This window comes from Streptomyces sp. NPDC012466 (genome assembly GCF_042955215.1).
Lineage (GTDB): Bacteria > Actinomycetota > Actinomycetes > Streptomycetales > Streptomycetaceae > Streptomyces.
Window position 1 is genome coordinate 248175 of record NZ_JBIBEQ010000009.1, and the last position, 25457, is coordinate 273631.

A 25457-nucleotide genomic window follows, 5' to 3' on the forward strand; every position below is an offset into this window, starting at 1 on the left:
GGTCGCGTCGGCGGGGCTCAGCCCTCGCTGACGCCCAGCTTCTCCAGGATCAGTTCCTTGACGCGGGCCGCGTCGGCCTGCCCCCGGGTCGCCTTCATGACCGCGCCGACCAGGGCGCCGGCCGCGGCCACCTTGCCGCCGCGGATCTTGTCCGCGATGGCCGGGTTGCCGGCGATGGCCTCCTCGACGGCGGTGGTGAGGGCGCCCTCGTCGGAGACGACCTTCAGGCCCCGCTTGTCGACGACCTCGTCCGGGGTGCCCTCGCCCGCGAGGACGCCCTCGATGACCTGCCGGGCCAGCTTGTCGTTCAGGTCGCCCTTCGCGACGAGCTCGGTGACCCGGGCGACCTGGGCCGGCGTGATCGCCAGCTCGTCGAGCGCCTTGCCCGACTCGTTGGCGCTGCGGGCCAGCTCGCCCATCCACCACTTGCGGGCGGACGCCGCGTCGGCCCCGGCCTCGATGGTGGCGACGATCGGCTCCAGAGCACCGGCGTTGAGGATCGCCTGCATGTCGGTGGCCGAGACGCCCCACTCCTCACGGAGCCGGTTGCGGCGGACCAGCGGCAGCTCGGGCAGCCCGGCGCGGATCTCCTCGACCCATTCACGGGAGGGGGCCACGGGGACGAGGTCGGGCTCCGGGAAGTACCGGTAGTCCTCGGCCTCCTCCTTCACCCGGCCCGAGGTCGTGGACCCCGTGTCCTCGTGGAAGTGGCGGGTCTCCTGGATGATCGTCCCGCCGGACGACAGCACGGCCGCGTGCCGCTGGATCTCGAAGCGGGCCGCGCGCTCCACGGACCGCAGCGAGTTCACGTTCTTCGTCTCGGAGCGGGTGCCGAACTTCTGGGTGCCGTTCGGGCGCAGCGACAGGTTCACGTCGCAGCGCATCTGGCCCATCTCCATCCGGGCCTCGGAAACGCCGAGCGCCTTGATGAGCTCGCGCAGCTCACGGACGTAGGCCCGCGCGACCTCGGGGGCACGCTCGCCCGCGCCCTCGATCGGCTTGGTGACGATCTCGATGAGCGGGATGCCGGCGCGGTTGTAGTCCAGCAGCGAGTGCGAGGCGCCGTGGATACGGCCCGTCGCGCCACCGACGTGGGTCGACTTGCCGGTGTCCTCCTCCATGTGGGCGCGCTCGATCTCCACGCGGAAGGTCTCGCCGTCCTCCAGCTGCACGTCGAGGTAGCCGTTGAAGGCGATCGGCTCGTCGTACTGGGAGGTCTGGAAGTTCTTCGGCATGTCCGGATAGAAGTAGTTCTTCCGGGCAAAACGGCACCACTCGGCGATCTCGCAGTTCAGCGCGAGGCCGATCTTGATGGCGGACTCGACGCCGGTCGCGTTGACGACCGGGAGCGCGCCGGGCAGGCCGAGGCAGACCGGGCAGGTCTGCGCGTTGGCGTCCTGGCCGAGGGCGGTCGAGCAGCCGCAGAACATCTTGGTCTTGGTGCCGAGTTCGACATGGACCTCGAGGCCCATGACGGGGTCGTACGACGCGAGTGCGTCCTCGTACGACACCAGGTCGGTCGTGGTGGTCACGGTGAGTACTTCCCTCTCAGCCCAGCAGAACGTCTTCGTCGCCCAGCTGCTTCAGCTCGCGATAGAGAATGGCCAGGTTGGTGACGACCGCGGCTCCGGTCACGACGGCGTCGAGCAGCCGCAGCGTGTCGTTGTCTCCGCGGGCCTTCTTGATCTGCTTGTAGACCCCGACGGCGCCGAACGCCGACGTGGCCATCGAGATGTAGAGACCGGACTTGGACTTCTTGAAGCCCTTGGCCTTGGACAGTGCGCTCACAGCGACGGAGCCTCCTCGATCAGCGGGTGGCCCCACTTTTCCACGAAGGCGGCCTCGACGGCCGCACCCACCTTGTACAGGCGGTCGTCCTTCATGACGGGGGCGATGATCTGCAGACCGACCGGGAGGTTGTCCTCCGGGGCGAGACCACACGGCAGCGACATGGCCGCGTTGCCCGCCAGGTTGGTCGGGATGGTGCACAGGTCGGCGAGGTACATCGCCATCGGGTCGTCGGCGCGCTCGCCGATCGCGAAGGCGGTGGTCGGCGTCGTCGGGGAGACGATCACGTCGACCTGCTCGAACGCCTTGTCGAAGTCCTGCTTGATGAGCGTGCGGACCTTCTGGGCGCTGCCGTAGTAGGCGTCGTAGTAGCCGCTCGACAGGGCGTAGGTGCCGAGCATGATGCGGCGCTTGACCTCCGGGCCGAAGCCGGCCTCGCGGGTGAGGGAGGTGACTTCCTCGGCGGAGTGCGTGCCGTCGTCGCCGGTCCGCAGGCCGTACCGCAGGCCGTCGAAGCGGGCGAGGTTGGAGGAGCACTCGGAGGGCGCGATCAGGTAGTACGCCGACAGCGCCAGGTCGAAGGACGGGCAGTCCAGCTCGACGATCTCGGCGCCCAGCTCCTTGAGCAGCGCGACGGACTCGTCGAACCGCTGGATGACCCCGGCCTGGTAACCCTCGCCGCGGAACTGCTTGACTACGCCGACGCGCATGCCCTCGACCGAGCCGTTGCGGGCGGCCTCGACGACCGGCGGGACCGGGGCGTCGATGGAGGTGGAGTCGAGCGGGTCGTGCCCCGCGATCACCTCGTGGAGCAGAGCCGCGTCCAGGACCGTGCGGGCGCAGGGGCCGCCCTGGTCGAGGGAGGAGGAGAAGGCCACCATGCCGTAGCGGGACACCCCGCCGTACGTCGGCTTCACACCGACCGTGCCGGTGACGGCGGCGGGCTGGCGGATGGAGCCGCCCGTGTCGGTGCCGATGGCGAGGGGGGCCATGTGCGCGGCCAGCGCGGCGGAGGAACCACCACCGGAGCCGCCGGGGATCTTGGTCAGGTCCCAGGGGTTGCCGGTCGGGCCGTAGGCGCTGTTCTCGGTGGAGGACCCCATGGCGAACTCGTCCATGTTGGTCTTGCCGAGGATGACCACGTCGGCGGCCTTCAGCCGCTGGGTGACCGTCGCGTCGTACGGCGGGATCCAGCCCTCGAGGATCTTCGAGCCGACCGTGGTCGGGATGCCCTCGGTGGTGAAGATGTCCTTCAGCGCGAGGGGCACACCGGCCAGCGGGCCGAGCTTCTCGCCCCTGGCGCGCTTCTCGTCGACGGCACGGGCCTGGGCCAGGGCGCCCTCGCGGTCGACGTGCAGGAAGGCGTGCACCTTCTCGTCGACGGCCTCGATGCGGGCGAGGTGGGCCTCCGTGACCTGGACCGCGGTGAGCTCGCCGGAGGCGATCTTCGCGGCGGTCTCGGCTGCCGTGAGCTTGATGATGTCCGTCATGGCTGTTAGTCCTCCCCCAGGATCTGCGGCACCTTGAAACGCTGCTGCTCCTGGGCCGGGGCGCCGGAGAGCGCCTGCTCGGGGGTGAGCGACGGACGGACCTCGTCCGCGCGCATGACGTTCGTCAGCGGGAGCGGGTGCGAGGTCGGCGGTACGTCTTGGTCGGCGACCTCACTGACGCGGGCGACCGCGCCGATGATGTCGTCCAGCTGTCCCGCGAAGTGGTCGAGCTCTTCGGGCTTCAGCTCCAGACGCGCCAGCCGGGCGAGGTGGGCGACCTCCTCGCGCGTGATGCCAGGCATGCAGCGATCCTCTGGGGTGAGTGAATGGATTTGGCCCAATCCTATGGGGCGAGGGGCCGTGCCCGTGAAACGGTTTGGTCCGGCCGTCTGTGACGGCGGTTCTCCCGGGCCCCGCTCCTCGGGAAGTGGCCCTCGTGCGGCGCCCGCATCCCGTCGCCGGAGGGCGGTGTGGGCGCGCTCAGACGGCGAAGAGCAGTCCGGCAATGATCAGGACGACGACCGCGGTGGCGAAGTGGATTCCGAAGGCCACCGCCTTCGTACCGCCGTGGCGCAGCACGATCAGTGTGTCGCCGAGCGGCACGAGTGCCACCGCGAGCATGAACCAGGCCTCTGGCCGGGCCCCCGCGAAGACGAGCACCGCCAGGCCGGCCAGCCCGAGGGTGCCGTCCCGCAGGCCCTTGATCGTCAGGTAGGCGCCGGCATCGCCGCCGGGGTCGGCCGGAACGCCGTAGCCCGCGGCGGCCGGGGCCGGCTGGAACAGGAACCGGTAGCCGAGGAACAGGCAGAACACGTTGAGCACGATGGCCAGGGTGTACGCGGTGACGGTCACGTCTCTCCTCGATTTCTAGCAGCGCTAGGGATGAGAGCGAAGCTAGCAGAGCACCGACAGAAACGCTAGCGGTGCTAGGATTTCGGGCATGACGATCCAGACGCGCCGGGAGCGCGAACGAGCGGAACGCGAGCGGCTGATCGTGACGGCCGCACGGGAACTGGCGGAGGCGGAGGGCTGGGACGCGGTGACCACGCGCCGGCTCGCCGATGAGATCGAGTACAGCCAGCCGGTCCTCTACAGCCACTTCAAGGGCAAGGGCGCGATCATGGCGGCCGTGGCGGTGCAGGGCTGCGCCGACCTGGCCGTTGAGCTTCGCGCGGCGCGCACGGCGGCCGGGAGCGCCCGCGAGGCGCTGGCGGCGGTGGGCGGGGCGTACACCGCCTTCGCCCGGCGGCGGCCCGCGCTCTACGACGCGATGTTCACGCTCACGGTGGACCTGCCGTTCGCCACGCCCGAGGCGCCGGCGCCCCTCCAGGACGCCTTCGGCGAACTGCTGCAGGCCGTCCAGCCGATCGCGGCCGAGGGCGAGGACACGGGGTTGCTGACGGAGACGTACTGGGCCGGGCTGCACGGGCTGGTGACCCTGATGCGCAGCGGCCGGCTGCCCGAAGAGGCGCACGAGCGACGGCTGGCGCTGCTGATCGGCCACTTCGTGCCCCAGGGCACGGACTGAGCGCTCGTCCGGGAGGAGTGGAGCAGCGGCGCACCGGGCGACACGAACCGCCGCTGCCGCACCACGCCGCACGCGCGGGCGGGCCGGTCACCGGGCGACGCCGACGGGAGAATCTCACCCCCGCCCGAACCGCCGAGCCGGGCGGGCGGAGCCCCGGGCCGCAGGGCCACCTTCGCCAGCGGGTGGGAGGGCCGGGCCCCCTTCGTCGGTGCGTGGGAGGGCCGCCACCTGTCACCGACAGGCGGGAGGGGCACCCTTCGTTCGAACCACCGAGCCGTGCGGGCGGCACGGCCGGGGCGTCGGCCTACTCGTCGGCGGTCGCTGCGGGCAGCGCGGCGCGCGGCCGCTGCCAGCCCCGGGGCCCCCGCGCCCGCAGCCACGCCGTGGTCTCCTCCGGGGGCATCGCCGCCGCGACCAGCCAGCCCTGGACGGCGTCGCAGCCGAGGTCGCGCAGGCGCTCCCAGGTCTCGTCGTCCTCGACGCCCTCGGCGACCACGAGCAGGCCGAGGGAGTGGGCGAGGTCGACCGTGCAGCGCACGATCTCCGCGTCCTCGGTGTCGACCGCGAGCCGGGCCACGAAGGAGCGGTCGATCTTCAGCTCGCTGACCGGCAGCCGGCGCAGGTGAACGAGCGAGGAGTAGCCCGTGCCGAAGTCGTCGAGGGACATCTTCACGCCGTGCGCGGTCAGTTGGTTGAGGGTGTCGGCGGCGCGCTGCGGGTCCTCCAGGAGGACGTGCTCGGTGATCTCCAGTTGGAGCGCTCCCGCCGGGACGCCGTGCCGGGCCAGCCGGGCGGCGACGGAGCCGGCGAAGCCGGGGGTGTGCACATCGCGCGGGGAGACGTTCACCGCGACCGGGACGAACAGGCCCTGGCTCCGCCAGCGCGCGACCTGGCCGAGGGCGGTCTCCAGCACGTACTCGGTGAGGTGGGGCATCAGGCCCGAGGACTCGGCGATCGCTATGAACTCGTCCGGCGGCACCTTGCCCCGCTCGGGGTGCACCCAGCGGACCAGGGCCTCCAGGCCCGCGACCTGACCGTCGAAGCGGACCTTGGGCTGGTAGTGCAGATGCACCTCGTGGGCGTCGAGGGCGCGGCGCAGATCGCCCAGCAGGCCGAGCCGGTCGGGGGTGTTGGAGTCGCGCTTGGACTCGTAGACCTCGACGCCGGTGCGGTCCCGCTTCGCCTGGTACATCGCCACGTCCGCCCGCCGCAGCAGCCCTTCGGCGTCCAAGGCGTGGTCGGGGAAGACGGCGACTCCGGCGCTGGCCTCCAGCACGAGGGTGAGGCCGTCGAGGTCGAGCGGGGAGCTGAGCGCGGCGACGAGGTTGCGGGCGACGCGGGTCGCGGAGGTCGTGGAGTCGGCGACGGGCAGTAAGACGGCGAACTCGTCCCCGCCGAGCCGGGCGGCCTCCGCCCCGCGCGGCAGAGCCACCCGCAGCCGGTCGGCGATCTGCAACAGCAGCCGGTCACCGGCGAGATGACCGAGCGTGTCGTTGACCGACCGGAACCGGTCGAGGTCGATCAGCATCAACGCGGCACGGGCGTTGATCCGCTCCGCATCGTCCAGTGCGGTCCAGATGCGCTCCAGCAGCCACTGACGGTTGGGCAGCCCGGTCAGCGGGTCGCGCAGTTGCTCCTCCGCGCGGGCCCGGGCTATCCACAGGGTGGAATCCAGGGCGATGAGCGGGATGGCGAACAGCGGCAGCAGGATCGGCTTGGCCGCGGCGACCACGCAGACCAGCGGCGCGATTCCCAGCAGCGCGACCGCGACCAGGCCGTGTCTGACCAGGGCGGTGCGGGCGACGGTGGGCAGGCCGGGGCGCGGGGCGTGCAGGTACCAGAGCAGGACGCGGTTGACCGTCAGGTAGGCGGCGGCGACCAGGGCCACCTGGGGTGCGGTGGTCAGTGTCCAGGCGGCGGGCTCCGCCGGGGACTCGACGGACGGCACGCTTCCGAAGACGCCCAGCACGAGCGCGCCGGCGCCGATGCCGAGGAGGTCGACGGCGCCGTGCAGCACGCCCTGGCGCCAGCGGTTGCGGCGGGCTATCCCGACGAGCACGACGACCGTCAGGCTGACCATGCCGGCCGGAACCCAGCCGTAGAGCAGCAGCACGGCGAGGGTGAGGGCGGCGCCCGAGCCGGTGCCGCCCCACCAGCGGGAGCGGCCCAGCATGACGAGGTGGCCGACGATGACGCCGGTCAGCACGGCCAGCGCCCAGCCGGCCGTGCCGGACGGGAAGAGGGCGTGGCCATCGGTGAAGGCGCGGTAGAAGCCCGCGCCCAGGACGAACCCGGCCGCCGCGACGACAGCCGCGGGCAGCGCGGGCCAGGAGTGGTGCCGTTCACCGTCCGCGTCCTCGGCGGCCAGTCCGGAGGTGTGTTCGGAGATCGGTTGTGCGCCGGAGCCGTCGGCGGCGCGCCCCGCGCCGGCGCGCCCGTCCGGGGTGTACTGTCCGACGGCGCGCACCTCAGTACCCGGACGTCCCGCCGGCCGCCCGGCCCCACGGACTGCGCGCCATGCGACCGCCATGCGGCGCAGACGCAGCCGTGAGCCCGGCACGGCGCTCTCGGTCGGTTCCATTCCCGTCCCTCTCACAGCCGGCGGTGCCCACGCCCCGCGGCCCGGTGCCCGACAACCCTTGGGCGGCCCGCGCTGGAAAACCCTTCCCCGCGCTCTGTGCGAGCACGAAGATGCCCCGACCGCAGCTGGGCACGGCAGGCGCACATCTCAACAGTAGGCCGCAGAAGGCTTCCTCGGGCAGCGGTCGCCGACGGTTGCCCGAATGCGCCCCGGCCACCCGTATGCATCTGGTATGCGCCGAACGGGTGGCCTTCAACCGCTACTCCTCGGCCGAAAGCGCGACTTCGGCCGCCGCGTCCGGTCCCTGCTCCAGCAGGACGCGGAAACCCTCCTCGTTCAGGACCGGAACCTTCAGCTGCATCGCCTTGTCGTACTTCGATCCGGGACTGTCACCCACCACCACGAAGGACGTCTTCTTCGAAACCGAGCCGGTCACCTTCGCACCGCGGCTCTGCAGCGCCTCCTTGGCGCCGTCCCGCGTGAAGTGTTCGAGCGTGCCGGTGACGACGACGGTGAGTCCTTCGAGAGGGCGCGGCCCCTCGTCCTCGCCGGTGCTGTCGGCCTCCAGGCGGACGCCTGCGGCCTTCCACTTACGGATGATGTCGCGGTGCCAGTCCTCGGCGAACCACTGCTTGAGGGAGGCTGCGATGGTCGAACCGACGCCCTCGGTGACCGCCAGCTCCTCCTCCGTGGCCTGGTCGATCCGCTCGATCGAGCGGAACTCGCGGGCCAGCGCCTCGGCCGCGACGGGCCCGACGTGACGGATCGACAGGCTGGTGATGACGCGGGCGAGGGGGCGCTCCTTGGCCGCCGCGATGTTCTCCAGCATGGCCACCGCGTTCTTGCGGGGCTTGCCCTCCTGGTTGGCGAAGATCGTGGCGACCTTCTCCTCGCCGGTCTTCGGGTCGCGCTTGGGCAGACCGCTGTCCGGGTCGAGGACGTACGCCTTGATGGGCAGCAGCTGCTCGATGGTGAGGTCGAACAGGTCGCCCTCGTCGACGAGCGGCGGGGTCTTCGGCTCCAGCGGGGCGGTGAGGGCGGCGGCGGCGACGTAGCCGAAGTGCTCGATGTCCAGGGCCTTGCGGCCCGCGAGGTAGAACAGGCGCTCGCGCAACTGGGCCGGGCAGGTGCGGGCGTTCGGGCAGCGCAGGTCGACGTCGCCCTCCTTCATCGGCCGCAGCGGCGTGCCGCACTCGGGGCACTCGCTCGGCATCACGAACTCGCGCTCGCTGCCGTCGCGCAGGTCGGCGACGGGGCCGAGGATCTCCGGGATGACGTCACCGGCCTTGCGCAGCACGACCGTGTCACCGATGAGGACGCCCTTGGCCTTGACCACGTCCTGGTTGTGCAGCGTGGCGAACTCGACCTCGGAGCCCGCGACCGTGACCGGTTCGACCTGGGCGTACGGGGTGACGCGGCCCGTGCGGCCCACGCCCACGCGGATGTTGACGAGCTTGGTGTTGACCTCCTCCGGCGCGTACTTGTACGCGATCGCCCAGCGCGGTGCGCGCGAGGTGGAGCCGAGGCGGCCCTGGAGAGGGATCTGGTCGAGCTTGACGACCACGCCGTCGATCTCGTGCTCCACGGAGTGGCGGTTCTCGCCGAAGTGGGCGATGAACTCCCTGACGCCCTCCAGTCCGTCGACCACCTTGTTGTGCCGGGAGGTGGGCAGGCCCCAGGTCTTCAGCAGGTCGTAGGCCTGGGAGAGGCGGGTCAGGCCGGTGAAGCCCTCCAGGGCGCCGATGCCGTGGACCACCATGTGCAGGGGGCGGGTGGCGGTGACGCGCGGGTCCTTCTGGCGAAGGGAACCGGCCGCCGCGTTGCGCGGGTTGGCGAAGGGCTTGTCACCGGCCTCGACGAGGCGGGCGTTGAGCTCCTGGAACTTTTCCATCGGGAAGTAGACCTCGCCGCGGATCTCCACGAGGTCGGGGACTTCGTCGCCCTTGAGGCGGTCGGGGATCTCGGCGATCGTCCGCACGTTCGGTGTGATGTCCTCACCGGTGCGGCCGTCGCCGCGGGTGGCCGCGCGGGTGAGGCGGCCGTGCTCGTAGGTGAGGTTCACGGCGAGGCCGTCGACCTTGAGCTCGCACAGGAAGTGGTACTCCTGCTCGCCCAGTTCCCTGGCGATGCGCTCCGTCCAGGCGGCCATCTCCTCGTCGTTGAACGTGTTGTCGAGGGAGAGCATGCGCTGGCGGTGCTCGACCGCCGTGAACTCCGTCTCGTACGAGCCGGACACCTTCTGCGTCGGCGAGTCCGGGGTGCGCAGCTCCGGGTGCTCCTCCTCCAGCGCCTCCAGGGAACGCAGCAGCTGGTCGAACTCCGCGTCGCTGACGACGGGAGCGTCCTTCACGTAGTAGCGGAAGCGGTGCTCCTCGATCTGCTCCGCGAGGCGCGCGTGCTTCTCCCGTGCCTCGGCGGGCACCGTCGTCGTCTCCGCTTGCTTGTCGCCGGCCACCGTGTCGTCCTCCCGTTACTCTGGGTTGTCCGCGAGGGATCTCGCCGCCCGGGCGCAGTGCGCGAGAGCCGTGCGCGCGTACCCCGGGGAGGCCCCCGCGAGTCCGCACGCCGGGGTGACCGTGACCGCCTCCGCGAGAAGCCCCGGTGACAGCCCCAGCCTGCGCCACAGCGTCCTGACACCCATGACGCTACCGGCAGGGTCTGACAATGGACCCTCCGTCCCCGGGACGACACCGGTGAAGAGCCGGGTGCCGGCTTCCACGGCCTCCCCGATCACGTCGTCGTCACGCTCGGTGAGGAGGGAGAAGTCGAAGGAGACGGCGGCCGCCCCGGCCCGGCGGAGCAGGACGAACGGCACGTCAGGCGCGCAGGAATGGACCACGACCGGGCCGTCGGTGTGCGTCCCGACGAGGTCGCGCAGCGTCTGCTCGACGATCTGCCGGTCGGTGGCCCGGTGGGTGCGGTAGCCGCTGGCCGTCTTCACCTGGCCGCGCAGGACGGCGGTGAGGGACGGCTCGTCGAGCTGGAGGACGAGCTGCGCGCCGGGGATCCGCCGCCGCACCTCGGCGAGGTGCAGACGCAGGCCCTCGGCGAGGGAGGCGGCGAGGTCGCGGCAGGCACCGGCGTCGGAGAGGACGGCCTCCCCGTTGCGCAGCTCCAGGTTGGCCGCGAGGGTCCAGGGACCGACGGCCTGCACCTTCAGCGGCCCCTGGTACTCCTGCGTGAACTCCTCCAGCGCGTCGAGGTCCTCGCCGAGCCAGGAGCGGGCCCTCTTGGTGTCGCGCCCCGGCCGGTCCCCGAGCCGCCATCCGCTGGGCTCCACGCGCGCGTAGAGCTCGACGAGCATGCCGGCGGTCCGCCCGATCATGTCCGCGCCGGGCCCCCGGGCGGGCAGTTCGGGCAGGAAGGGGAAGTCCTCGAAGGTGCCGGTGACGGTTTTGGCGGCCTCACGGGCGTCGCCGCCCGGCATGGATCCCACACCGGTGGCGGCGCCGAACCTGAACTGGCTGTTTTCGCTCACCGGAGAAGCCTACGCAGCGCCGTGACCGGGGTCAGCCTCCCGGGCGCACCGTCAGGTCGTTGACCTCTGCGTCCCTCGGCAGGTCCAGGGCCATGACGATCGTCGTGGCGACCGACTCGGGGTCGATCCACTTCGAGGCGTCGTACTCCTTGCCCTCCTGCTGGTGGACCTTGGCCTGCATGGGGCTGGCCGTGCGGCCGGGGTAGACCGAGGTGACGCGGACGCCGCCCGCGTGCTCCTCGTGGCGCAGGGAGTCGGCGAGGGCCTTCAGGCCGTGCTTGGAGGCGGCGTACGCGGACCAGCCGGCATGAGCGCTCAGGCCGGCGCCGGAGTTGACGAAGATCACGTGCCCGCGGGCGGCGCGCAGCTGGGGCAGGAAGTGGCGGGTCAGCTCGGCGGGGGCGATCAGGTTGACGTTGAGCTGGTGACGCCAGGTCTTCGGGGTGAGCTCGCCGACCGGGCCGAGGTCGACGACGCCGGCGATGTGCAGCAGCGAGTCGACGCGGTCCGGCAGCGACTGGTGGGAGAAGGCCCAGGACAGCTTGTCGGGGTCGGCGAGGTCGCCGACCAGGGTCTTCGCCCCGGGGAACTCGGCCGCCAGCTCCTTCGCGCGGCCCGCGTCGCGCGCGTGCAGCACGAGGTCGTCCCCGCGCGCGTGCAGGCGGCGGGCCACGGCCGCGCCGATGCCGGAGCCGGCTCCGGTGATCACATGAGTAGCCATGCCGCCATGCTCGCATCAGGGCCGGGTCACTCGATGCCCCGGCTCTCCTCCAGGTACGCCAGAGCCCCCACCGGCTCCTCGGCGAAGAACACCAGGTCGGTGAGCGGCCGGGGCAGGAAGCCCTCGGCGTCCATGCGGCGGAACTGCTCCTTCAGGCCGTCGTAGAAGCCCGCGGTGTTGAGCAGGACCACCGGCTTGTCGGTGTGGCCGTGCTTCTTCAGCTCCAGGATCTCGGTCGCCTCGTCGAGCGTGCCCGTCCCGCCGACCATGATCACCACGGCGTCGGCCCGCTCCAGGAGCAGCTTCTTGCGCTCGGCGAGGTCCTTGGCGATCACCATCTCGTCGACGCCCGGGCGGGCCTTGGCCGCCAGGAACTGCACGGAGACGCCGGCCAGCCGGCCGCCCGCCTCCTGCACCCCGTCGGCGACCACCTTCATGAGGCCGACGTCGGAGCCGCCCCACACCAGCGTGTGGCCGCCCTTGCCCAGCAGCGTGGCGAACTCCCGCGCGGGGCGGGTGTAGCGCTCGTCGAGGTCGGCGGCGGACAGGAAGACACAGATGTTCATGAGCCCACCGTACGGGCCCGGTCCACCGTGACGGTGACCCGCATTTTGGACTGCCGGTGGGGCAGGCGCTCCCAGTCGTCCATGAACCGGGCGGACAGGCCGTGCCGCGCGGCGAGGTCGGTGAGGGTCCGCGTCCGGTAGTAGAAGTCCTCGTGCAGGACCTGGTGCTCCCGGCCCTCGGTGCGGTCGAAGGTGAAGTCGAAGAACCCGCCGGGTGCGAGGATCCGGCCGACGTGGGCGAAGCACTCCTCGATGACGTGCAGCGGCGAGTGCGAGAAGACGCTGTGCGCGTGCACGACGTCGAAGTGCGCGTCCGGCAGGAAGGCGAAGGTGAGGTCGTCGGCGAGCACCAGATAGGGCAGTCTGGGCTGGAGCTTCTCGGCCACGAGGGTGTCCTGGGCGGCGAGCAGGATGGGGGGCGAGATGTCGATGCCGTAGTAGTGCGCGGTGTCGAGGTAGTCGATGAACAGCCGCCCGGCACGCAGATTGCCGCAGCCGATCTCCAGGAGGCGGTGGTGCGGCCGGAGGCCGTGGCCCACCAGGTAGTCGAACTGCATGCGGCCGATGCGCGCCCACTGCTCGCGCGAGGGGTTGTGCCCCACCGCGGCCTCGGTGCTGCGGGCCGCGTCCGAGGCCATCACCGCCCGGTAGTAGGCGATGTGGTCGGGGTGGCGCAGCCGCAGCCAGGCGTCCCGCACCGCACGCCGGGCGTGCGCGGGCACCCGCTCCGGGTGGCGCAGGGCGTACCGGACCTGGTGCAGCAGGCTGGAGCGGTTTCCGGCCGGTTCCGTGGCGCGCATGGGGGCCTCCTCCTGCGGCGAGGGAAGAACTCCGCTTCAGCCTGCGCTGTACCCGAGGAGTCGGCTACCCGAGGAGGGGCGATCGTGACCACAGGACATCGCATCACCATCGAACGGAGCGGCGGGCACGTGCGCGTGGTGCACGGCGGGCAGGTGCTGGCGGAGAGCGACCGGTCGCTGGTCCTGCGCGAGACGGGCTGTCCCGAGCGGTACTACATCCCGGCCGAGGACGTGCGCCTGGACCTGCTGACGCCGTCCGGCACACGGACGCACTGCCCGTTCAAGGGCACCGCCTCCTACTGGTCGCTGCCGGACGCGGCGGACCTCGTCTGGGCGTATCCGGACCCCAAGCCGGACGTCGTCGACATCAAGGACCACCTGTGCTTCTACGAAGTGGAAGTGTTCTGATCGGCTGACGCGCCGCCCGCCTCATCGATGAACACCCCGGCGTGCGGCAGTCTGCATGAGCATGGACAAGAAGACTCTTTCGCGCGACGGCACCCGCATCGCCTACGAGAGCACCGGGCACGGCCCCGCGGTCGTCCTCGTGAGCGGCGCGATGTCGACCGGCGGCACGCTGGCGCCGCTGGCCGTGTCCCTCTCGGAGCGTTTCCAGGCCGTGGTGTACGACCGCCGGGGCCGCGGCGCGAGTGCGGACACGGCTCCGTACGCCGTGGAGCGTGAGGTCGAGGACCTGGCCGCGGTGATCGAGGCGGTGGGCGGCGAGGCGCATCTGTACGGCATCTCCTCGGGCGGGGCCCTCGCGCTGGAGGCGGCGGCGAGCGGACTGCCGGTGCGGCGCGTGGCCGTCTACGAGGTGCCCTTCGCGATGTCCGAGGAGGGTGCCGGGGAACGGGCGCGGTACACCGAGCGGCTGACGGAGGCGCTCGGCGAGGGGCGGCGCGGGGACGCGGTCGAGCTGTTCCTGCGGCTGACGGGTCTCGCCGAGGGCATGATCCAGGGCGCCCGCCAGTCCCCCATGTGGGCCGGGATGGAGGCGATGGCCCCGAGCCTCGCCTACGACGACGCCGTGATGGGCGACGGCACGGTCCCCCGCTCCCGGCTGGGCTCGGTCGGCGTCCCGGTCCTGGCGGTGGCGGGCGACGCGAGCCCCGAGTGGCTGCGCGAGGCGGCCCGGGCGATCGCGGACTCCGTCCCCGAGGGCACTTACCGCACGCTCCAGGGTCAGACGCACATGGTGGAGCCGAACGTGCTGGCGCCGGTGCTGACGGAGTTCTTCAGCCGGGGCTGAGAGGGGCGGTACGGCTCCACGCGCGTGTGGAGCCGGGCCCCTGGTCCCGCGGCGGGGTCAGGCCACGCCCGCCGCCGCGCGGGTCGTCGAGGCGATCGTCGCCGAGCCCACCACGCGCGTGCCGTCGTACAGCACGATCGCCTGCCCGGGGGCGACGCCGCGGACCGGCTCGGTGAAGGTGACCTCCAGGGAGCCGTCGACGACTTCGGCGGTCACCTCGGTCTCGCCGCCGTGGGCGCGCAGCTGGGCCGTGTAGGTGCCGGGGCCGGCGGGGGCGGCGCCGCACCAGCGGGGCTTGATGGCCGTGAGGGCGCTGACGTCCAGGGCGGACGCCGGGCCGACGGTCACCGTGTTGTCCACCGGTGAGATGTCGAGGACGTAGCGCGGCTTGCCGTCGGGGGCCGGGGTGCCGATGCGCAGGCCCTTGCGCTGGCCGATGGTGAAGCCGTACGCGCCCTCGTGGGTGCCGAGCCGGTTGCCGGACTCGTCGACGATGTCGCCCTCGGAGCGGCCGAGCCGGTTCGCGAGGAAGCCCTGGGTGTCGCCGTCGGCGATGAAGCAGATGTCGTGGGAGTCGGGCTTCTTGGCCACCGCCAGGCCCCTGCGCTCGGCCTCGGCGCGGATCTCGTCCTTGGTGGTGACGGTGTCGCCGAGCGGGAACATCGCGTGGGCGAGCTGCCGGTCGTCGAGCACGCCGAGGACGTACGACTGGTCCTTGGCCATGTCGGAGGCGCGGTGCAGTTCGCGGGTGCCGTCCTCGCGGACGATCACCTGGGCGTAGTGGCCGGTGCAGACCGCGTCGAAGCCGAGTGCGAGCGCCTTGTCGAGGAGGGCGGCGAACTTGATCTTCTCGTTGCAGCGCAGGCAGGGGTTGGGGGTGCGGCCGGCCTCGTACTCGGCGACGAAGTCCTCGACGACGTCCTCGCGGAAGCGGTCGGCGAGGTCCCACACGTAGAACGGGATGCCGATGACGTCCGCGGCGCGGCGGGCGTCGCGCGAGTCCTCGATGGTGCAGCAGCCCCGCGCGCCCGTGCGGAACGACTGGGGGTTGGCGGAGAGCGCGAGGTGGACGCCGGTCACGTCGTGGCCCGCTTCGGCCGCGCGGGCGGCGGCGACGGCGGAGTCGACTCCGCCGGACATGGCGGCCAGGACGCGGAGGGGGCGGGGGCGCTGCGGGGTCTCAGTCATAACCCTTCCAGGGTACGGGGGCGCGGGAACCAGGACCGCCGGGTATCCGTTGACGATCACATGGGAGAGCGGAAGGCTTCGAAGGACGGCGACCGGAAGGTCGGCCGCCGCGCGCTGCTGATCGGCGGCACGGTGGCCGCGGCGGGCTCCGCCGCGCTGGCCCGGGACGAGCTGGCGCGTCTGTGGTGGCGTGCTCCGGGCGTCGAGAAGCCGCGCAAGGAGGGCGAGGTCGACTACGCGGGGGCGCGCTGGGTGGCGGCGTCGGACGCCAACTGGCGCCGTGCGGACCGCCCCGACGACTACGGCGTAGACATGGTGGTCGTCCATGTCACGCAGGGCAGTTTCGACAGCGCGGTGAAGGCCTTCCAGGACCCGGGGCACAAGGCGGCGGCACACTACATCGTCGGGCAGGACGGGCGGGTCGCCCAGATGATCCGCGAGCTGGACGTGGCCTACCACGCGGGCAACCGCGACTACAACGAACGCAGTGTCGGCATCGAGCACGAGGGCTTCGTGGACCGCCCGCAGGACTTCACGGACGAGATGTACGAGGCCTCGGCCCGTCTCACGTCCCGGATCTGCGCCCGCTACGACATACCCGTCGACCGCGAGCACATCATCGGCCACGTGGAGGTCCCGGGCACGGACCACACGGACCCGGGGCGGCACTGGGACTGGGAGAAGTACATGCGCCTGATACGGCGGGCGCGTACGACACCGGCGTGATCGCAGGGCCCGTCCGCGCCGCCTCTCCGTCGGTCCGGCCGCTCGCCCTACGTCAGTCCGGCAGCCCGCGCCCGTTCCACCGCCGGGCCGATGGCTTTCGCCAGGGCCTCGATGTCGGCCTCGGTGGAGGTGTGGCCGAGGGAGAAGCGCAGGGTGCCGCGGGCCAGGTCGGGGTCGGTGCCGGTGGCGAGCAGGACATGGCTGGGCTGGGCGACGCCGGCGGTGCAGGCGGAGCCGGTGGAGCACTCGATCCCCTGCGCGTCGAGCAGGAGCAGCAGGGAGTCGCCCTCGCAGCCGGGGAAGGTGAAGTGCGCGTTGGCCGGGAGCCGGCCCTCCGGGTCCGGGTCGCCGCCGAGGATCGCGTCCGGCACGGCCGAACGGACCGCGGCGACGAGGGCGTCGCGCAGGGCGCCGATCTCGCGGGTGAACCACTCGCGCTGCTCGGCGGCCAGCCGCCCGGCGACGGCGAAGGAGGCGATGGCGGGCACGTCGAGGGTGCCGGAGCGCACATGGCGCTCCTGGCCGCCGCCGTGCAGCACCGGGACCGGGGTGTGCTCACGGCCGAGGATCAGCGCGCCGATGCCGTAGGGGCCGCCGATCTTGTGGCCCGAGACCGTCATCGCGGCGAGGCCGGAGGCGGCGAAGTCCACGGGGATCTGGCCGAAGGCCTGGACGGCGTCCGAATGCAGCGGGACCCCGAACTCGGCTGCGGCGGCGGCGAGTTCGCGGATCGGCAGGATCGTCCCGATCTCGTTGTTCGCCCACATGACGGTGGCGAGGGCCACGTCGTCGGGGTTGCGGGCGATCGCCTCGCGCAGGGCGTCGGGGTGGACGCGGCCGTGGGAGTCGACCGGCAGGTACTCGATGGTGGCGCCCTCGTGTTCGCCGAGCCAGTGCACGGCGTCGAGGACCGCGTGGTGCTCGACGGGGCTGGCGAGGACGCGGGTGCGGACCGGATCGGCGTCGCGGCGTGACCAGTAGAGACCCTTGACGGCGAGGTTGTCGGCCTCCGTGCCGCCCGAGGTGAAGACGACCTCGCTGGGGCGGGCGCCGAGGGCTTCGGCGAGGGTCTCGCGGGCCTCCTCGACAGTGCGGCGGGCCTGCCTGCCGGATGCGTGGAGGGAGGACGCGTTGCCGGTGGCACCCAGCTGGGCGGTGAGTGCCTCTGCCGCCTCCGGGAGCATCGGGGTGGTCGCGGCGTGGTCGAGGTAAGCCATGGTGAGCCCGATTCTACGGCTCCCCTTCCACCGGCCTCAGATCAAGGCTGGCCGAACGTGAACCGCTTCCCGGCGCGGCGACGGCCCGTCGTCCACGGGCCCGGCCGCGGCGTACCGGCGGACGGCTGTCCGACGGCGGCTCAGAAGCTCCACGAGATCGTGCTGTCGAACTCCATGAAGGCCGCGAGGACCAGCAGGTCGGCGACGCCCAGGCCCAGGCCCAGCAGCGCACGGCCGCGGCGCTCGGTTCCGCGCCACAGGGCGACGCTCGCCAGCACGATGGCGATCGGGCCGAGGAAGAGGTTGAGCACGAGCAGGCCCAGCAGGCCGAGGATGAAGGACGCAACGGCCATGCCGTCGGTGTCGCGGATGCCGGTGCGGCGCGAGGCCGGAGCGGTGAGCTGCATGGTGATCGACTCCTGGATGCGGATCGAAGGGGTGGTGGTCGGTGTCAGTGGGCCTGCGTGTGGCGGCGGCGGCCGCGCTCGCGGAGGGCGAAGATGCCGAGCCAGACGGCGATGACGGCGCCGACGGCGACGGAGAAGGTGAGCGGCGCGTGGGCCACGGTGCCCAGGACGACACCCAGCAGCAGGAGTGCGGCGACGATGAACAGCACGGGAATCAGCCCCCAGAGTTCGGTGAACGGTTGTGGTTACAGTTGTTCACTGACTTCCCAGCCTAACGCCTCTCATGACTTTCCAATTCCAGAGAACAGTTGTTAACTGCATGGTATGAGTCACACCCTCGGCATCCGGCAGGCCCAGAAGCAGAAGACCCGGCAGGCACTCCTCGACGCGGCCCTCGGGCTGCTGGAGGGGCAGAGTCTGAGCAGCCTGGGACTGCGCGAGGTCACCCGCGCCGTCGGTGTCGCCCCGACCGCCTTCTACCGCCACTTCCGCTCCACGGCGGATCTCGGCGTGGCCCTGGTCGAGGAGGCGCTGGGCAGCCTGCACCCGATGATCCGGACGACGGTGTCCACGACGGGCGACCACGAGGAACGCATCACACGCGCCATCGAACTGATCGCCCGTCACGTCGACGGGTACCCCGCCCATGTCCGCTTCATCGCCCGTGAACGACATGGCGGAGTTCTGCCGGTCCGGGAAGCCATACGGGAACAACTCGCCCGGTTCGCCCAGGAGGTCAAGGACGAGCTGGCCAAGGACCCGGTGTCCGAGGGCTGGAGCGAGGACGACCTGCTGATGCTCGCGCATCTCTACGTGGACCAGATGCTGAGCACGGCGTCGCTGTTCCTGGAAGCCCTGGAGGGGCCGGAGGAGGAGCGCCCCGACCGGACCCGGCGCGTCGCACAGCTGGCGACCCGCCAGATGAGGCTGATCGGCCTCGGCCGCCGGCATTGGCTGGATTGACACCCCCGGACAACACACAGGGGCGGCGCGCCCGTTCGCCGGACGCGCCGCCTCTGCCGCATGCCGACCCGGGTGGAGCCGAGTCGGCATCCTGCGCCTACTGCTCCTGTCGCACCTACTGCTCCTTCTGCGACTGCTGAGACTGCCGGCCCTCCCCCTGCCCGCCCGCGGCCTGACCGCCGCCGCCTCCCGGACCGCCGCAGCCGCCGCCGTGACCGCCACCGAGACCACCCTGGCCGCCGCCCGGCGCACCACTGGGCATCCCCGAGGGGGCCCCGGACGGCTTACCGGCCGGCATGGATCCCGCGGAGGCGGCGCCCGACGGGGCCCCCGAGGGCGCGCCGGAAGGAGCCCCCGAAGCCGCCCCCGACGGCGCCTGACAGGACTGTTGGCGCCCCGACCCGCCCCCACTGTTCGAGGACGACGAGGAGTCGCCCGACCCGCAGGCCGCCAGGGCCAGAGAAGAGAGCGCCAGCAGGGCCACGGCGGGGAGGAGACACGCACGCTTCATGAGAGACAGCTCCAGGGAAGATGAGGGAGTCCTGAGGCGAGTACTCAACCAACGCCGCCTGGGCCTCCCTTGGGGCCGCCCTGTGACCTGCCTGTCGACGAGGCAGAGTTCAGCCCAGCCGGACCCGCGCCAGCTGCCGGGACTGCGCCACCAGCCGGTCCGCGCTGTCCCACACCTCGGCGTCCTCCTCCAGGAAGCCGCCGGCGAGGTTGCGCGTGACGATCGACACCCGCAGCGGACCCGGCGCCGGGCGGCACCGGACGTGCACGGTCAGCTCGACGGTCGGCACCCAGCCCTTCAGCCCGAGTTCGAAGGCCGTGGGCGGCAGGGCGTCGACCGCAAGCAGCAGGGAGAGCGGGTCGGGATCGCGCCCGTCCTTGAGGCCGAACCAGGCCCGCATCTCGCCCTTGCCGGAGGGCTGCCCGAGGGCCCAGCCGAGAGTGGACGGGTCGAGCTTGAGCATCAGGCGCTCGGTGATCGCCGAGCTGCCGTCGACGGGGGCGGGCCCGTCCTCGGGGCCGAAACAGCCCTCCAGCGGCGGGATCGCGGGCGGCCGGGCCGTCGTACGGACGTCGTCGGGCAGGGTGTCCAGGTCGCCGTAGGAGGCGAGGACGCGGATGCGCTCGACCTCGCGGCCCTCATCGTCGTACTGGAAGAGGGAGGCCTGACCGGTCGACAGGGTGCGGCCGGTGCGGACGACGTCCGTGCGGACGACCGCGGGGCCGGGCTGGGACGCGGTCAGGTAGTGCGCCGAGATCGTGAAGGGATCGGCGTGCGGCAGGGCGTCCGCGAGGGCGCGGCCCAGGACGGCCAGCAGGTAGCCGCCGTTGACGGCGCTGATGATCGTCCAGCCGGCGGAGAGGTCGATGTCGTAGACGCCCGGCGCGCGGCGGGTGAGCGCGGTGTCGCGGTCGAACTCGCTGTCGCCGATCGTGGCCCGGGCGGCCGGGGCGGTGGCTGCTTCTGGCATGGCTGAACAGTACAAGAACTTACTACTAAGCGGTAGCTTTCTACTTGTCGCCCTGGACGGCGACCCGGGTCACGCCTTGGTGAGACACGGGCAATTTCTCGGTAAGTGTCCGACTCGTCCGTAAACCCCGCGGCCCTTCCCGTCCTCTGTAGGGGCATGAGCCTCACCGGGACACCGTTCCTCTGCACGCTGGTCGTACTGTCCGTCGCCGCACTCGTCCTGCCGCTGGTCCTGTGGTCGCGCCTCCGCGGTCCCCGGGTCCTGCGTGCCGCGGCACGGGCGCTGATGCTGCTGTTCGCACAGGGGACGGCCGTGGCCCTGGTCTTCACGCTGGTCAACAACGCCAACAACCTGTACGACAACTGGGCCGATCTGCTCGGCACCGGCGACCATGTGCAGCAGGCGGCCGATCTGGGCACCGACGGCACCGGCGGGATCTCGCTCAAGCGGCTGCCCAAGGTGCGCCAGAGCTTCACGCCCGCCACCGGCCCCGGGATGGGCGCGGCCGGCGGGGTGCGGGTGACCCAGCTCAAGGGCCGGGTGTCGGGTGTGAACGCCGAGGTCTACGTCTGGCTGCCCCCGCAGTACGGCGAACCGGCCTACCGGCACCACAGGTTCCCGGTCGTGGAGCTGCTGCCCGGCTACCCCGGCTCGGCGAAGGCGTGGTTCGGCTCGCTGCACGCGCACGAGCAGCTGGAGCCGCTGATGCGCGACGGCCGGGTGGCCCCGTTCATCCTGGTCGCTCCTCGCACCAACCTGCTGGCCGGGGTCGACACCGGGTGCGCCAACATCCCGGGCACGGTCAACGCCGACACCTGGCTGAGCGTCGACGTGCCGAAGATGGTCATGGACAACTTCCGCGCCCAGTCGGCCCCGCAGGGCTGGGCCGTCGCCGGCTACTCGGCCGGGGCGCACTGCGCGACCAGGCTCGCCGTCGCCCACCCCGACCGCTACCGGGCCGCCGTCAGCATGTCCGGCTACAACGACCCGATCGGTGAACGCGACTCGCTCACCGCGCAGAACCCCACCCTGCGTTCCGAGAACAACCCGTATCTGATGCTGCGCAGGGCGCCCGTCCCGCCGCGGATCGCGCTGTACCTCTCCGGCCAGCCGCACGACGGCTACGAGGCCGCCGTGGCCCTGGAGCAGACCGCGAAGGCGCCGACGACCGTGCACGTGATCTACATCCCGAAGAGCGCGGGCGGCCACAACATGGCGCTGTGGCGGCCGCAGGTCGTCCCGGCGTTCCGCTGGCTGACCGAGGAGATGGGCGCCGGCGTCACGGCAGGACCGGCTGCTCCTCCTCGCTCACCGTCGACCGCCGGTGCCACGCCCGCGGAGCTCGCCAGTGGTACCGCATCGCGAGCAGGCGCAGTACGAAGGCGGTGATGACCGCGAGGCCGCTCGTGACCGGGTTCAGGGCGTCGTAGCGGATGCACAGGGCGGCCAGGGCGGAGCCGACGATGGCCGGGACCGCGTACAGGTCGCGGTCCCAGCGCAGCAGCGAGGGCACCTCGTTGGCGAGGACGTCCCGCAGCACACCGCCACCCACGGCGGTGGTCAGTCCCAGACCGGCGGAGGCGGTCAGGCCGAGCCCGTACTCGTACGCCTTGGTCGTGCCGGCGACGCAGAACAGGCCGAGGCCGGCCGCGTCGAAGACGTTCACCGCGACCTGGATGCGCTCCACCTGGGGGTGCAGGAAGAAGACCAGGAGGGTGGCGAGCAGCGGGGTGAGGAAGTACCCCAGGTCCGTGAAGGCGGCGGGCGGCACGGCCCCGATGACCAGGTCACGGAACAGCCCTCCGCCCAGCGCGGTGACCTCGGCGAGGACGGCCATGCCGAACACGTCGAAGTTCTTGCGCACGGCCAGCAGGGCGCCGGAGATCGCGAAGACGAAGATGCCGATCAGGTCGAGCGTGTGCTGGACGGACGGGCTGAAGAGTTGCTGGAGCACCCGAACATTTTCACCCACGGGTGAGCCCCCGCCCTGATGTGCGAGGGCGGGGGCTCGGCGGGGCCTACTTCTGGACGGGCGCCGTGTCGTTGCCGGCGGTCTTGTCGACGCCCTTCTCCACGACCACCTCGTGGGCGGAGGACAGCAGCTTGGTGTCCTGCGGCTGCTGGTCCTCGAAGTTCTCCGGGTGGTGACAGGCGACCTGCTGACCGGCCCGCAGCTCCACCAGCGGCGGCTCGGTCGTCTTGCAGATCTCCGTCGCCTTCCAGCACCGGGTGTGGAAGCGGCAGCCGCTCGGCGGGGCGATCGGCGAGGGCACGTCGCCCTTGAGCAGGATGCGCTCGCTCTTGACGCCCCGGCGCTTCGGATCCGGTATCGGCACGGCCGACAGCAGGGCCTTGGAGTACGGGTGCATCGGCGACTTGTACAGCTTGTCGCGGTCCGCCAGCTCGACGATCTTGCCGAGGTACATCACCGCGATCCGGTCCGAGACGTGCCGGACGACCGACAGGTCGTGCGCGATGATCACATACGTCAGGCCCAGCTCCTCCTGGAGGTCGTCCAGCAGGTTCACCACCTGCGCCTGGATCGACACGTCCAGCGCGGAGACCGGCTCGTCCGCCACGACCAGCTTGGGGTTGAGCGCGAGCGCGCGGGCGATGCCGATGCGCTGGCGCTGGCCGCCGGAGAACTCGTGCGGGTAGCGGTTGTAGTGCTCGGGGTTGAGACCGACCACCGACAGCAGCCGCTGGACCTCCTTCTTCACACCGCCCTCGGGCTCGACGCCCTGGAGCCGGAAGGGGGCGCCGACGATCGTGCCGATCGTGTGGCGCGGGTTCAGCGAGGAGTACGGGTCCTGGAAGATCATCTGCACGTCGCGGCGCATGGGGCGCAGCTCGCCGGGCTTCAGGTGCGTGATGTCCTTGCCCTCGAACTCGACCGAGCCGTCGGTCGGTTCCAGCAGCCGGGTGATCAGCCGGCCCATGGTGGACTTGCCGCAGCCCGACTCACCGACGACGCCGAGCGTCTCGCCCCTGCGCACCTCGAAGTCGATGCCGTCGACGGCGCGCACCGCGCCGGTCTGCCGCTGGAGCAGGCCCTTGCGGATCGGGAAGTGCTTCTGAAGGCCGGTCACCTTCAGCAGGACCTCGCCGTCGGCGGTGGTGCCCTGGGTGAGGGTGCTCCCGCTCGTGTCCGGTGTGCTCACCGTTTTGTCGTCGCTCACAGCTTCGGCGCAATCTCTTCGGTCCAGATACGCTCCCGCTGCTCCTGCGTCATGTGGCAGGCGGCCCAGTGCGAGCCGCCGACCTCGGTCAGCTCGGGGCGGACCGTGCGGGTGACGTTGTCCTTCGGGATGTCCGCGTACGGGCAGCGCGGGTGGAAGGCGCAGCCGGACGGGAGGTTGATGAGGGAGGGCGGCGCGCCCATGATCGGGATGAGCCGGTCGGTCTCCTCGCGGTCCAGACGCGGCATCGAGCCGAGCAGGCCCCAGGTGTAGGGGTGCCGGGGCTCGGAGAACACGTCCTCGGCGGGGCCGCGCTCGATGCACCGGCCGCCGTACATCACCAGCAGGTCGTCGGCCATCTCGGCGACCACGCCCAGGTCGTGGGTGATCATGATGACCGCGGAGCCGAACTCCTTCTGCAGGTCCCGGATCAGGTCGAGGATCTGCGCCTGCACGGTGACGTCCAGGGCGGTGGTCGGCTCGTCGGCGATGAGCAGCTCGGGGTTGTTCACCAGCGACATGGCGATCATGGCGCGCTGGCGCATACCGCCGGAGAACTCGTGCGGGTAACCGTCGACGCGCTTGGCGGGCTCGGGGATGCCGACGCGGTCGAGCATCTCGACCGCCCGCTGCTTGGCGGCCTTCTTGCTGACGTCGTGGTGGACCCGGTACGCCTCCACGATCTGCTGCCCGACCGTGTAGTACGGGTGCATCGCCGACAGCGGGTCCTGGAAGATCATGGCCATCTTCCGGCCGCGCAGCCGCCGCACGTCGTCGGGGTCGGCCGCGATCAGTTCCTGGCCGTCGAGCCAGACCTCGCCGGAGACCTTGGCGCGCGCCGAGCGGTGCAGGCCCATCACGCCGAGCGAGGTGACCGACTTGCCGGAACCGGACTCGCCCACGATGCCCAGGGTCTTGCCCTTGCGCACGTCGAAGCTGACGCCGTCGACGGACTTGACCAGGCCGTCGTCGGTGTCGAAGTGGATGCGCAGGTCACGGACGGACAGGAAGACGTCGTCCGGGACGGACGCGGCGGTGGTGTCCGGTTCGCCGAGCGCGGCTTTGTCGAGCTTGCTCACGAGTACCTCACCCGGGGGTCGATGGCGGCGTACACCAGGTCGACGATCAGATTGCAGAAGACGATGAAGAACGCGGCGACCAGGGTCACGCCCATCACGATGGGCAGGTCGTTGTCCTTGATGGCCTGGACCGAGTAGGCGCCGATGCCCTGGAGGGAGAAGACGGTCTCGGTGAGCACCGCGGTGCCGACCAGGGTGCCGAAGTCCATGCCGAAGATGGTGACGATGGGGGTGAGGGCGGAGCGCAGGCCGTGCTTGGCCACGACCGTGGTCTCCTTCAGACCCTTGGCCCTGGCCGTTCTGATGTAGTCCTCGCTCATCGTCTCCAGCATGCCCGCCCGGGTGAGCCGGGCGTAGAGCGCGGAGAAGAGGAACGCGAGGCTGACCCAGGGCAGCATCAGGTGCCAGGCCCATTCGGCGGGGTTCTCCGTGAACGGGACGTAGTCGATGCTCTCCCAGACGGGGATCTCGTAGACGAAGAGCGCGAGCAGGATCTGGCCGGTGAAGAAGATCGGCAGGGAGACGCCGGCGAGGGCGATGAACATGGCGGCGCGGTCGATCGGCTTGCCCTTGCGCAGTGCCGAGATGACACCGGTCGTCACGCCGGAGACCAGCCAGATCACCGCCGCACCGACGGCCAGCGAGAAGGAGACCGGGATCCGCTGCTCCAACTGCGGCCACACCTCGATGTGGCTCTTGAAGGAGTACCCGAAGCAGGGTGCGCTGCAGTGCGTCGCGTCGGGACCGAACTTGTAGTCGGCGCCCACCACGAGGCCCTTGATGAACTCCCAGTACTGAACGTAGACCGGCTGGTCCAGCCCAAGGTTCTCCTTGATCGCGGCGACGGAAGCGGGGTTCGCGTCCTTGCCGACGTACTGGGTGGCCAACTGGTCGGCCGTCTGTCCCCCGATGCGGGGGACCAGGAAGAAGATGGCGAAGGTGACTGCGCTGACCACCAGCAGCAACAGCACTGCGCCCATGACGCGTCGGAGGATGTACGCAGCCACAGCTGT

At 71.4% G+C, this 25457-nt stretch carries 26 protein-coding genes; 6 read left to right on the forward strand and 20 right to left on the reverse strand.

The annotated features are described in order from the left end of the window. Window positions 1-17: 17 nt before the first annotated feature. The 5 genes from gatB to ACFY9E_RS31110 form a co-directional block, all read right to left on the reverse strand. Window positions 18-1532: an Asp-tRNA(Asn)/Glu-tRNA(Gln) amidotransferase subunit GatB gene (gene gatB / locus ACFY9E_RS31090; RefSeq protein WP_390989509.1), complete on the reverse strand. Its 1515-nt coding sequence runs from the start codon at window positions 1530-1532 to the stop codon at window positions 18-20. A 16-nt stretch (window positions 1533-1548) separates the two neighbouring features. After that, window positions 1549-1788: a hypothetical protein gene (locus ACFY9E_RS31095; protein ID WP_384166824.1), complete on the reverse strand. Its 240-nt coding sequence runs from the start codon at window positions 1786-1788 to the stop codon at window positions 1549-1551. Then, window positions 1785-3278 (reverse strand): Asp-tRNA(Asn)/Glu-tRNA(Gln) amidotransferase subunit GatA, encoded by a 1494-nt coding sequence (gene gatA, locus ACFY9E_RS31100; protein WP_390989510.1) that lies wholly within the window; start codon window positions 3276-3278, stop codon window positions 1785-1787. The genes ACFY9E_RS31095 and gatA overlap by 4 nt, the downstream gene beginning before the upstream one ends. 5 nt (window positions 3279-3283) lie before the next feature. Further along, window positions 3284-3580, reverse strand: coding sequence for an Asp-tRNA(Asn)/Glu-tRNA(Gln) amidotransferase subunit GatC (gene gatC / locus ACFY9E_RS31105; RefSeq protein WP_018531282.1), 297 nt, complete (start codon window positions 3578-3580; stop codon window positions 3284-3286). 178 nt (window positions 3581-3758) lie between these two features. Next, on the reverse strand, window positions 3759-4130 hold the full coding sequence (locus tag ACFY9E_RS31110) for a DUF4267 domain-containing protein (RefSeq protein WP_390989512.1): 372 nt from the start codon (window positions 4128-4130) through the stop codon (window positions 3759-3761). A gap of 88 nt (window positions 4131-4218) precedes the next feature. Here ACFY9E_RS31110 and ACFY9E_RS31115 point away from each other — a divergent pair, with 88 nt between their 5' ends. Further along, window positions 4219-4806, forward strand: coding sequence for a WHG domain-containing protein (locus ACFY9E_RS31115; protein ID WP_390989514.1), 588 nt, complete (start codon window positions 4219-4221; stop codon window positions 4804-4806). A gap of 304 nt (window positions 4807-5110) precedes the next feature. Here the strand turns inward: ACFY9E_RS31115 and ACFY9E_RS31120 are convergent, their stop codons facing one another. The 6 genes from ACFY9E_RS31120 to ACFY9E_RS31145 all read right to left on the reverse strand — a co-directional run bounded on the left by ACFY9E_RS31120 (window position 5111) and on the right by ACFY9E_RS31145 (window position 12952). After that, complete coding sequence (locus ACFY9E_RS31120; protein ID WP_390989516.1) at window positions 5111-7387, reverse strand: EAL domain-containing protein; 2277 nt, start codon at window positions 7385-7387, stop codon at window positions 5111-5113. A gap of 259 nt (window positions 7388-7646) precedes the next feature. Next, the gene (gene ligA, locus ACFY9E_RS31125) at window positions 7647-9842 is read right to left on the reverse strand and encodes an NAD-dependent DNA ligase LigA (RefSeq protein WP_390989518.1); all 2196 of its coding nucleotides are present in this window, start codon (window positions 9840-9842) and stop codon (window positions 7647-7649) included. 15 nt (window positions 9843-9857) lie between these two features. Continuing rightward, a complete protein-coding gene (locus tag ACFY9E_RS31130; RefSeq protein WP_390989519.1) occupies window positions 9858-10865 on the reverse strand; it encodes a methionine synthase in 1008 nt (335 codons plus the stop codon). A gap of 31 nt (window positions 10866-10896) precedes the next feature. Continuing rightward, complete coding sequence (locus tag ACFY9E_RS31135; protein ID WP_390989521.1) at window positions 10897-11586, reverse strand: SDR family oxidoreductase; 690 nt, start codon at window positions 11584-11586, stop codon at window positions 10897-10899. Window positions 11587-11612: 26 nt separating this feature from the next. Next, complete coding sequence (locus tag ACFY9E_RS31140; RefSeq protein WP_390989523.1) at window positions 11613-12152, reverse strand: TIGR00730 family Rossman fold protein; 540 nt, start codon at window positions 12150-12152, stop codon at window positions 11613-11615. Beyond that, window positions 12149-12952 (reverse strand): methyltransferase, encoded by an 804-nt coding sequence (locus tag ACFY9E_RS31145; protein WP_390989525.1) that lies wholly within the window; start codon window positions 12950-12952, stop codon window positions 12149-12151. Before ACFY9E_RS31145 ends, ACFY9E_RS31140 begins: the two co-directional genes overlap by 4 nt. Window positions 12953-13036: 84 nt before the next feature. On the opposite strand from ACFY9E_RS31145, the gene ACFY9E_RS31150 reads away from it, so the two are divergent. Both ACFY9E_RS31150 and ACFY9E_RS31155 read left to right on the forward strand, forming a co-directional pair. Beyond that, on the forward strand, window positions 13037-13360 hold the full coding sequence (locus tag ACFY9E_RS31150; RefSeq protein ID WP_390989527.1) for a DUF427 domain-containing protein: 324 nt from the start codon (window positions 13037-13039) through the stop codon (window positions 13358-13360). A 61-nt stretch (window positions 13361-13421) separates the two neighbouring features. After that, window positions 13422-14204: an alpha/beta fold hydrolase gene (locus ACFY9E_RS31155; RefSeq protein WP_390989529.1), complete on the forward strand. Its 783-nt coding sequence runs from the start codon at window positions 13422-13424 to the stop codon at window positions 14202-14204. Between the two features lie 57 nt (window positions 14205-14261). Here ACFY9E_RS31155 and mnmA read toward each other — a convergent pair whose 3' ends face one another. After that, window positions 14262-15392, reverse strand: a complete 1131-nt coding sequence (gene mnmA / locus ACFY9E_RS31160; protein ID WP_390989531.1) for a tRNA 2-thiouridine(34) synthase MnmA — start codon at window positions 15390-15392, stop codon at window positions 14262-14264. Window positions 15393-15452: 60 nt separating this feature from the next. Here mnmA and ACFY9E_RS31165 point away from each other — a divergent pair, with 60 nt between their 5' ends. Next, window positions 15453-16118 carry an N-acetylmuramoyl-L-alanine amidase gene (locus tag ACFY9E_RS31165; protein ID WP_390989533.1) on the forward strand — a complete coding sequence of 222 codons (666 nt, stop codon included), beginning with the start codon at window positions 15453-15455 and terminating at the stop codon, window positions 16116-16118. Window positions 16119-16165: 47 nt separating this feature from the next. On the opposite strand, the gene ACFY9E_RS31170 is transcribed toward ACFY9E_RS31165, so the two are convergent. The 3 genes from ACFY9E_RS31170 to ACFY9E_RS31180 form a co-directional block, all read right to left on the reverse strand. Further along, window positions 16166-17335 (reverse strand): aminotransferase class V-fold PLP-dependent enzyme, encoded by a 1170-nt coding sequence (locus ACFY9E_RS31170; protein ID WP_390989534.1) that lies wholly within the window; start codon window positions 17333-17335, stop codon window positions 16166-16168. Window positions 17336-17475: 140 nt separating this feature from the next. After that, window positions 17476-17742 carry a hypothetical protein gene (locus ACFY9E_RS31175; RefSeq protein ID WP_031103607.1) on the reverse strand — a complete coding sequence of 89 codons (267 nt, stop codon included), beginning with the start codon at window positions 17740-17742 and terminating at the stop codon, window positions 17476-17478. A gap of 44 nt (window positions 17743-17786) precedes the next feature. Beyond that, window positions 17787-17951, reverse strand: a complete 165-nt coding sequence (locus ACFY9E_RS31180; protein WP_031103608.1) for a hypothetical protein — start codon at window positions 17949-17951, stop codon at window positions 17787-17789. Window positions 17952-18066: 115 nt separating this feature from the next. Here ACFY9E_RS31180 and ACFY9E_RS31185 point away from each other — a divergent pair, with 115 nt between their 5' ends. Continuing rightward, the gene (locus ACFY9E_RS31185; RefSeq protein ID WP_390989537.1) at window positions 18067-18705 is read left to right on the forward strand and encodes a TetR family transcriptional regulator; all 639 of its coding nucleotides are present in this window, start codon (window positions 18067-18069) and stop codon (window positions 18703-18705) included. Window positions 18706-19325: 620 nt separating this feature from the next. Here the strand turns inward: ACFY9E_RS31185 and ACFY9E_RS31190 are convergent. Beyond that, complete coding sequence (locus tag ACFY9E_RS31190) at window positions 19326-20186, reverse strand: acyl-CoA thioesterase domain-containing protein (RefSeq protein WP_390989538.1); 861 nt, start codon at window positions 20184-20186, stop codon at window positions 19326-19328. Between the two features lie 156 nt (window positions 20187-20342). Here ACFY9E_RS31190 and ACFY9E_RS31195 point away from each other — a divergent pair, with 156 nt between their 5' ends. After that, complete coding sequence (locus ACFY9E_RS31195) at window positions 20343-21575, forward strand: alpha/beta hydrolase-fold protein (protein WP_390989540.1); 1233 nt, start codon at window positions 20343-20345, stop codon at window positions 21573-21575. On the opposite strand, the gene ACFY9E_RS31200 is transcribed toward ACFY9E_RS31195, so the two are convergent. The 4 genes from ACFY9E_RS31200 to ACFY9E_RS31215 form a co-directional block, all read right to left on the reverse strand. After that, a complete protein-coding gene (locus ACFY9E_RS31200) occupies window positions 21466-22140 on the reverse strand; it encodes a TRIC cation channel family protein (RefSeq protein WP_390989541.1) in 675 nt (224 codons plus the stop codon). The two genes, ACFY9E_RS31195 and ACFY9E_RS31200, sit on opposite strands and share 110 nt — an antisense overlap. 64 nt (window positions 22141-22204) lie before the next feature. Further along, on the reverse strand, window positions 22205-23347 hold the full coding sequence (locus tag ACFY9E_RS31205) for a dipeptide ABC transporter ATP-binding protein (protein WP_390989543.1): 1143 nt from the start codon (window positions 23345-23347) through the stop codon (window positions 22205-22207). Window positions 23348-23361: 14 nt separating this feature from the next. Further along, window positions 23362-24444, reverse strand: coding sequence for an oligopeptide/dipeptide ABC transporter ATP-binding protein (locus ACFY9E_RS31210; protein ID WP_390989545.1), 1083 nt, complete (start codon window positions 24442-24444; stop codon window positions 23362-23364). Further along, a complete protein-coding gene (locus ACFY9E_RS31215) occupies window positions 24441-25451 on the reverse strand; it encodes an ABC transporter permease subunit (protein ID WP_390989547.1) in 1011 nt (336 codons plus the stop codon). Before ACFY9E_RS31215 ends, ACFY9E_RS31210 begins: the two co-directional genes overlap by 4 nt. Window positions 25452-25457: the final 6 nt, after the last annotated feature.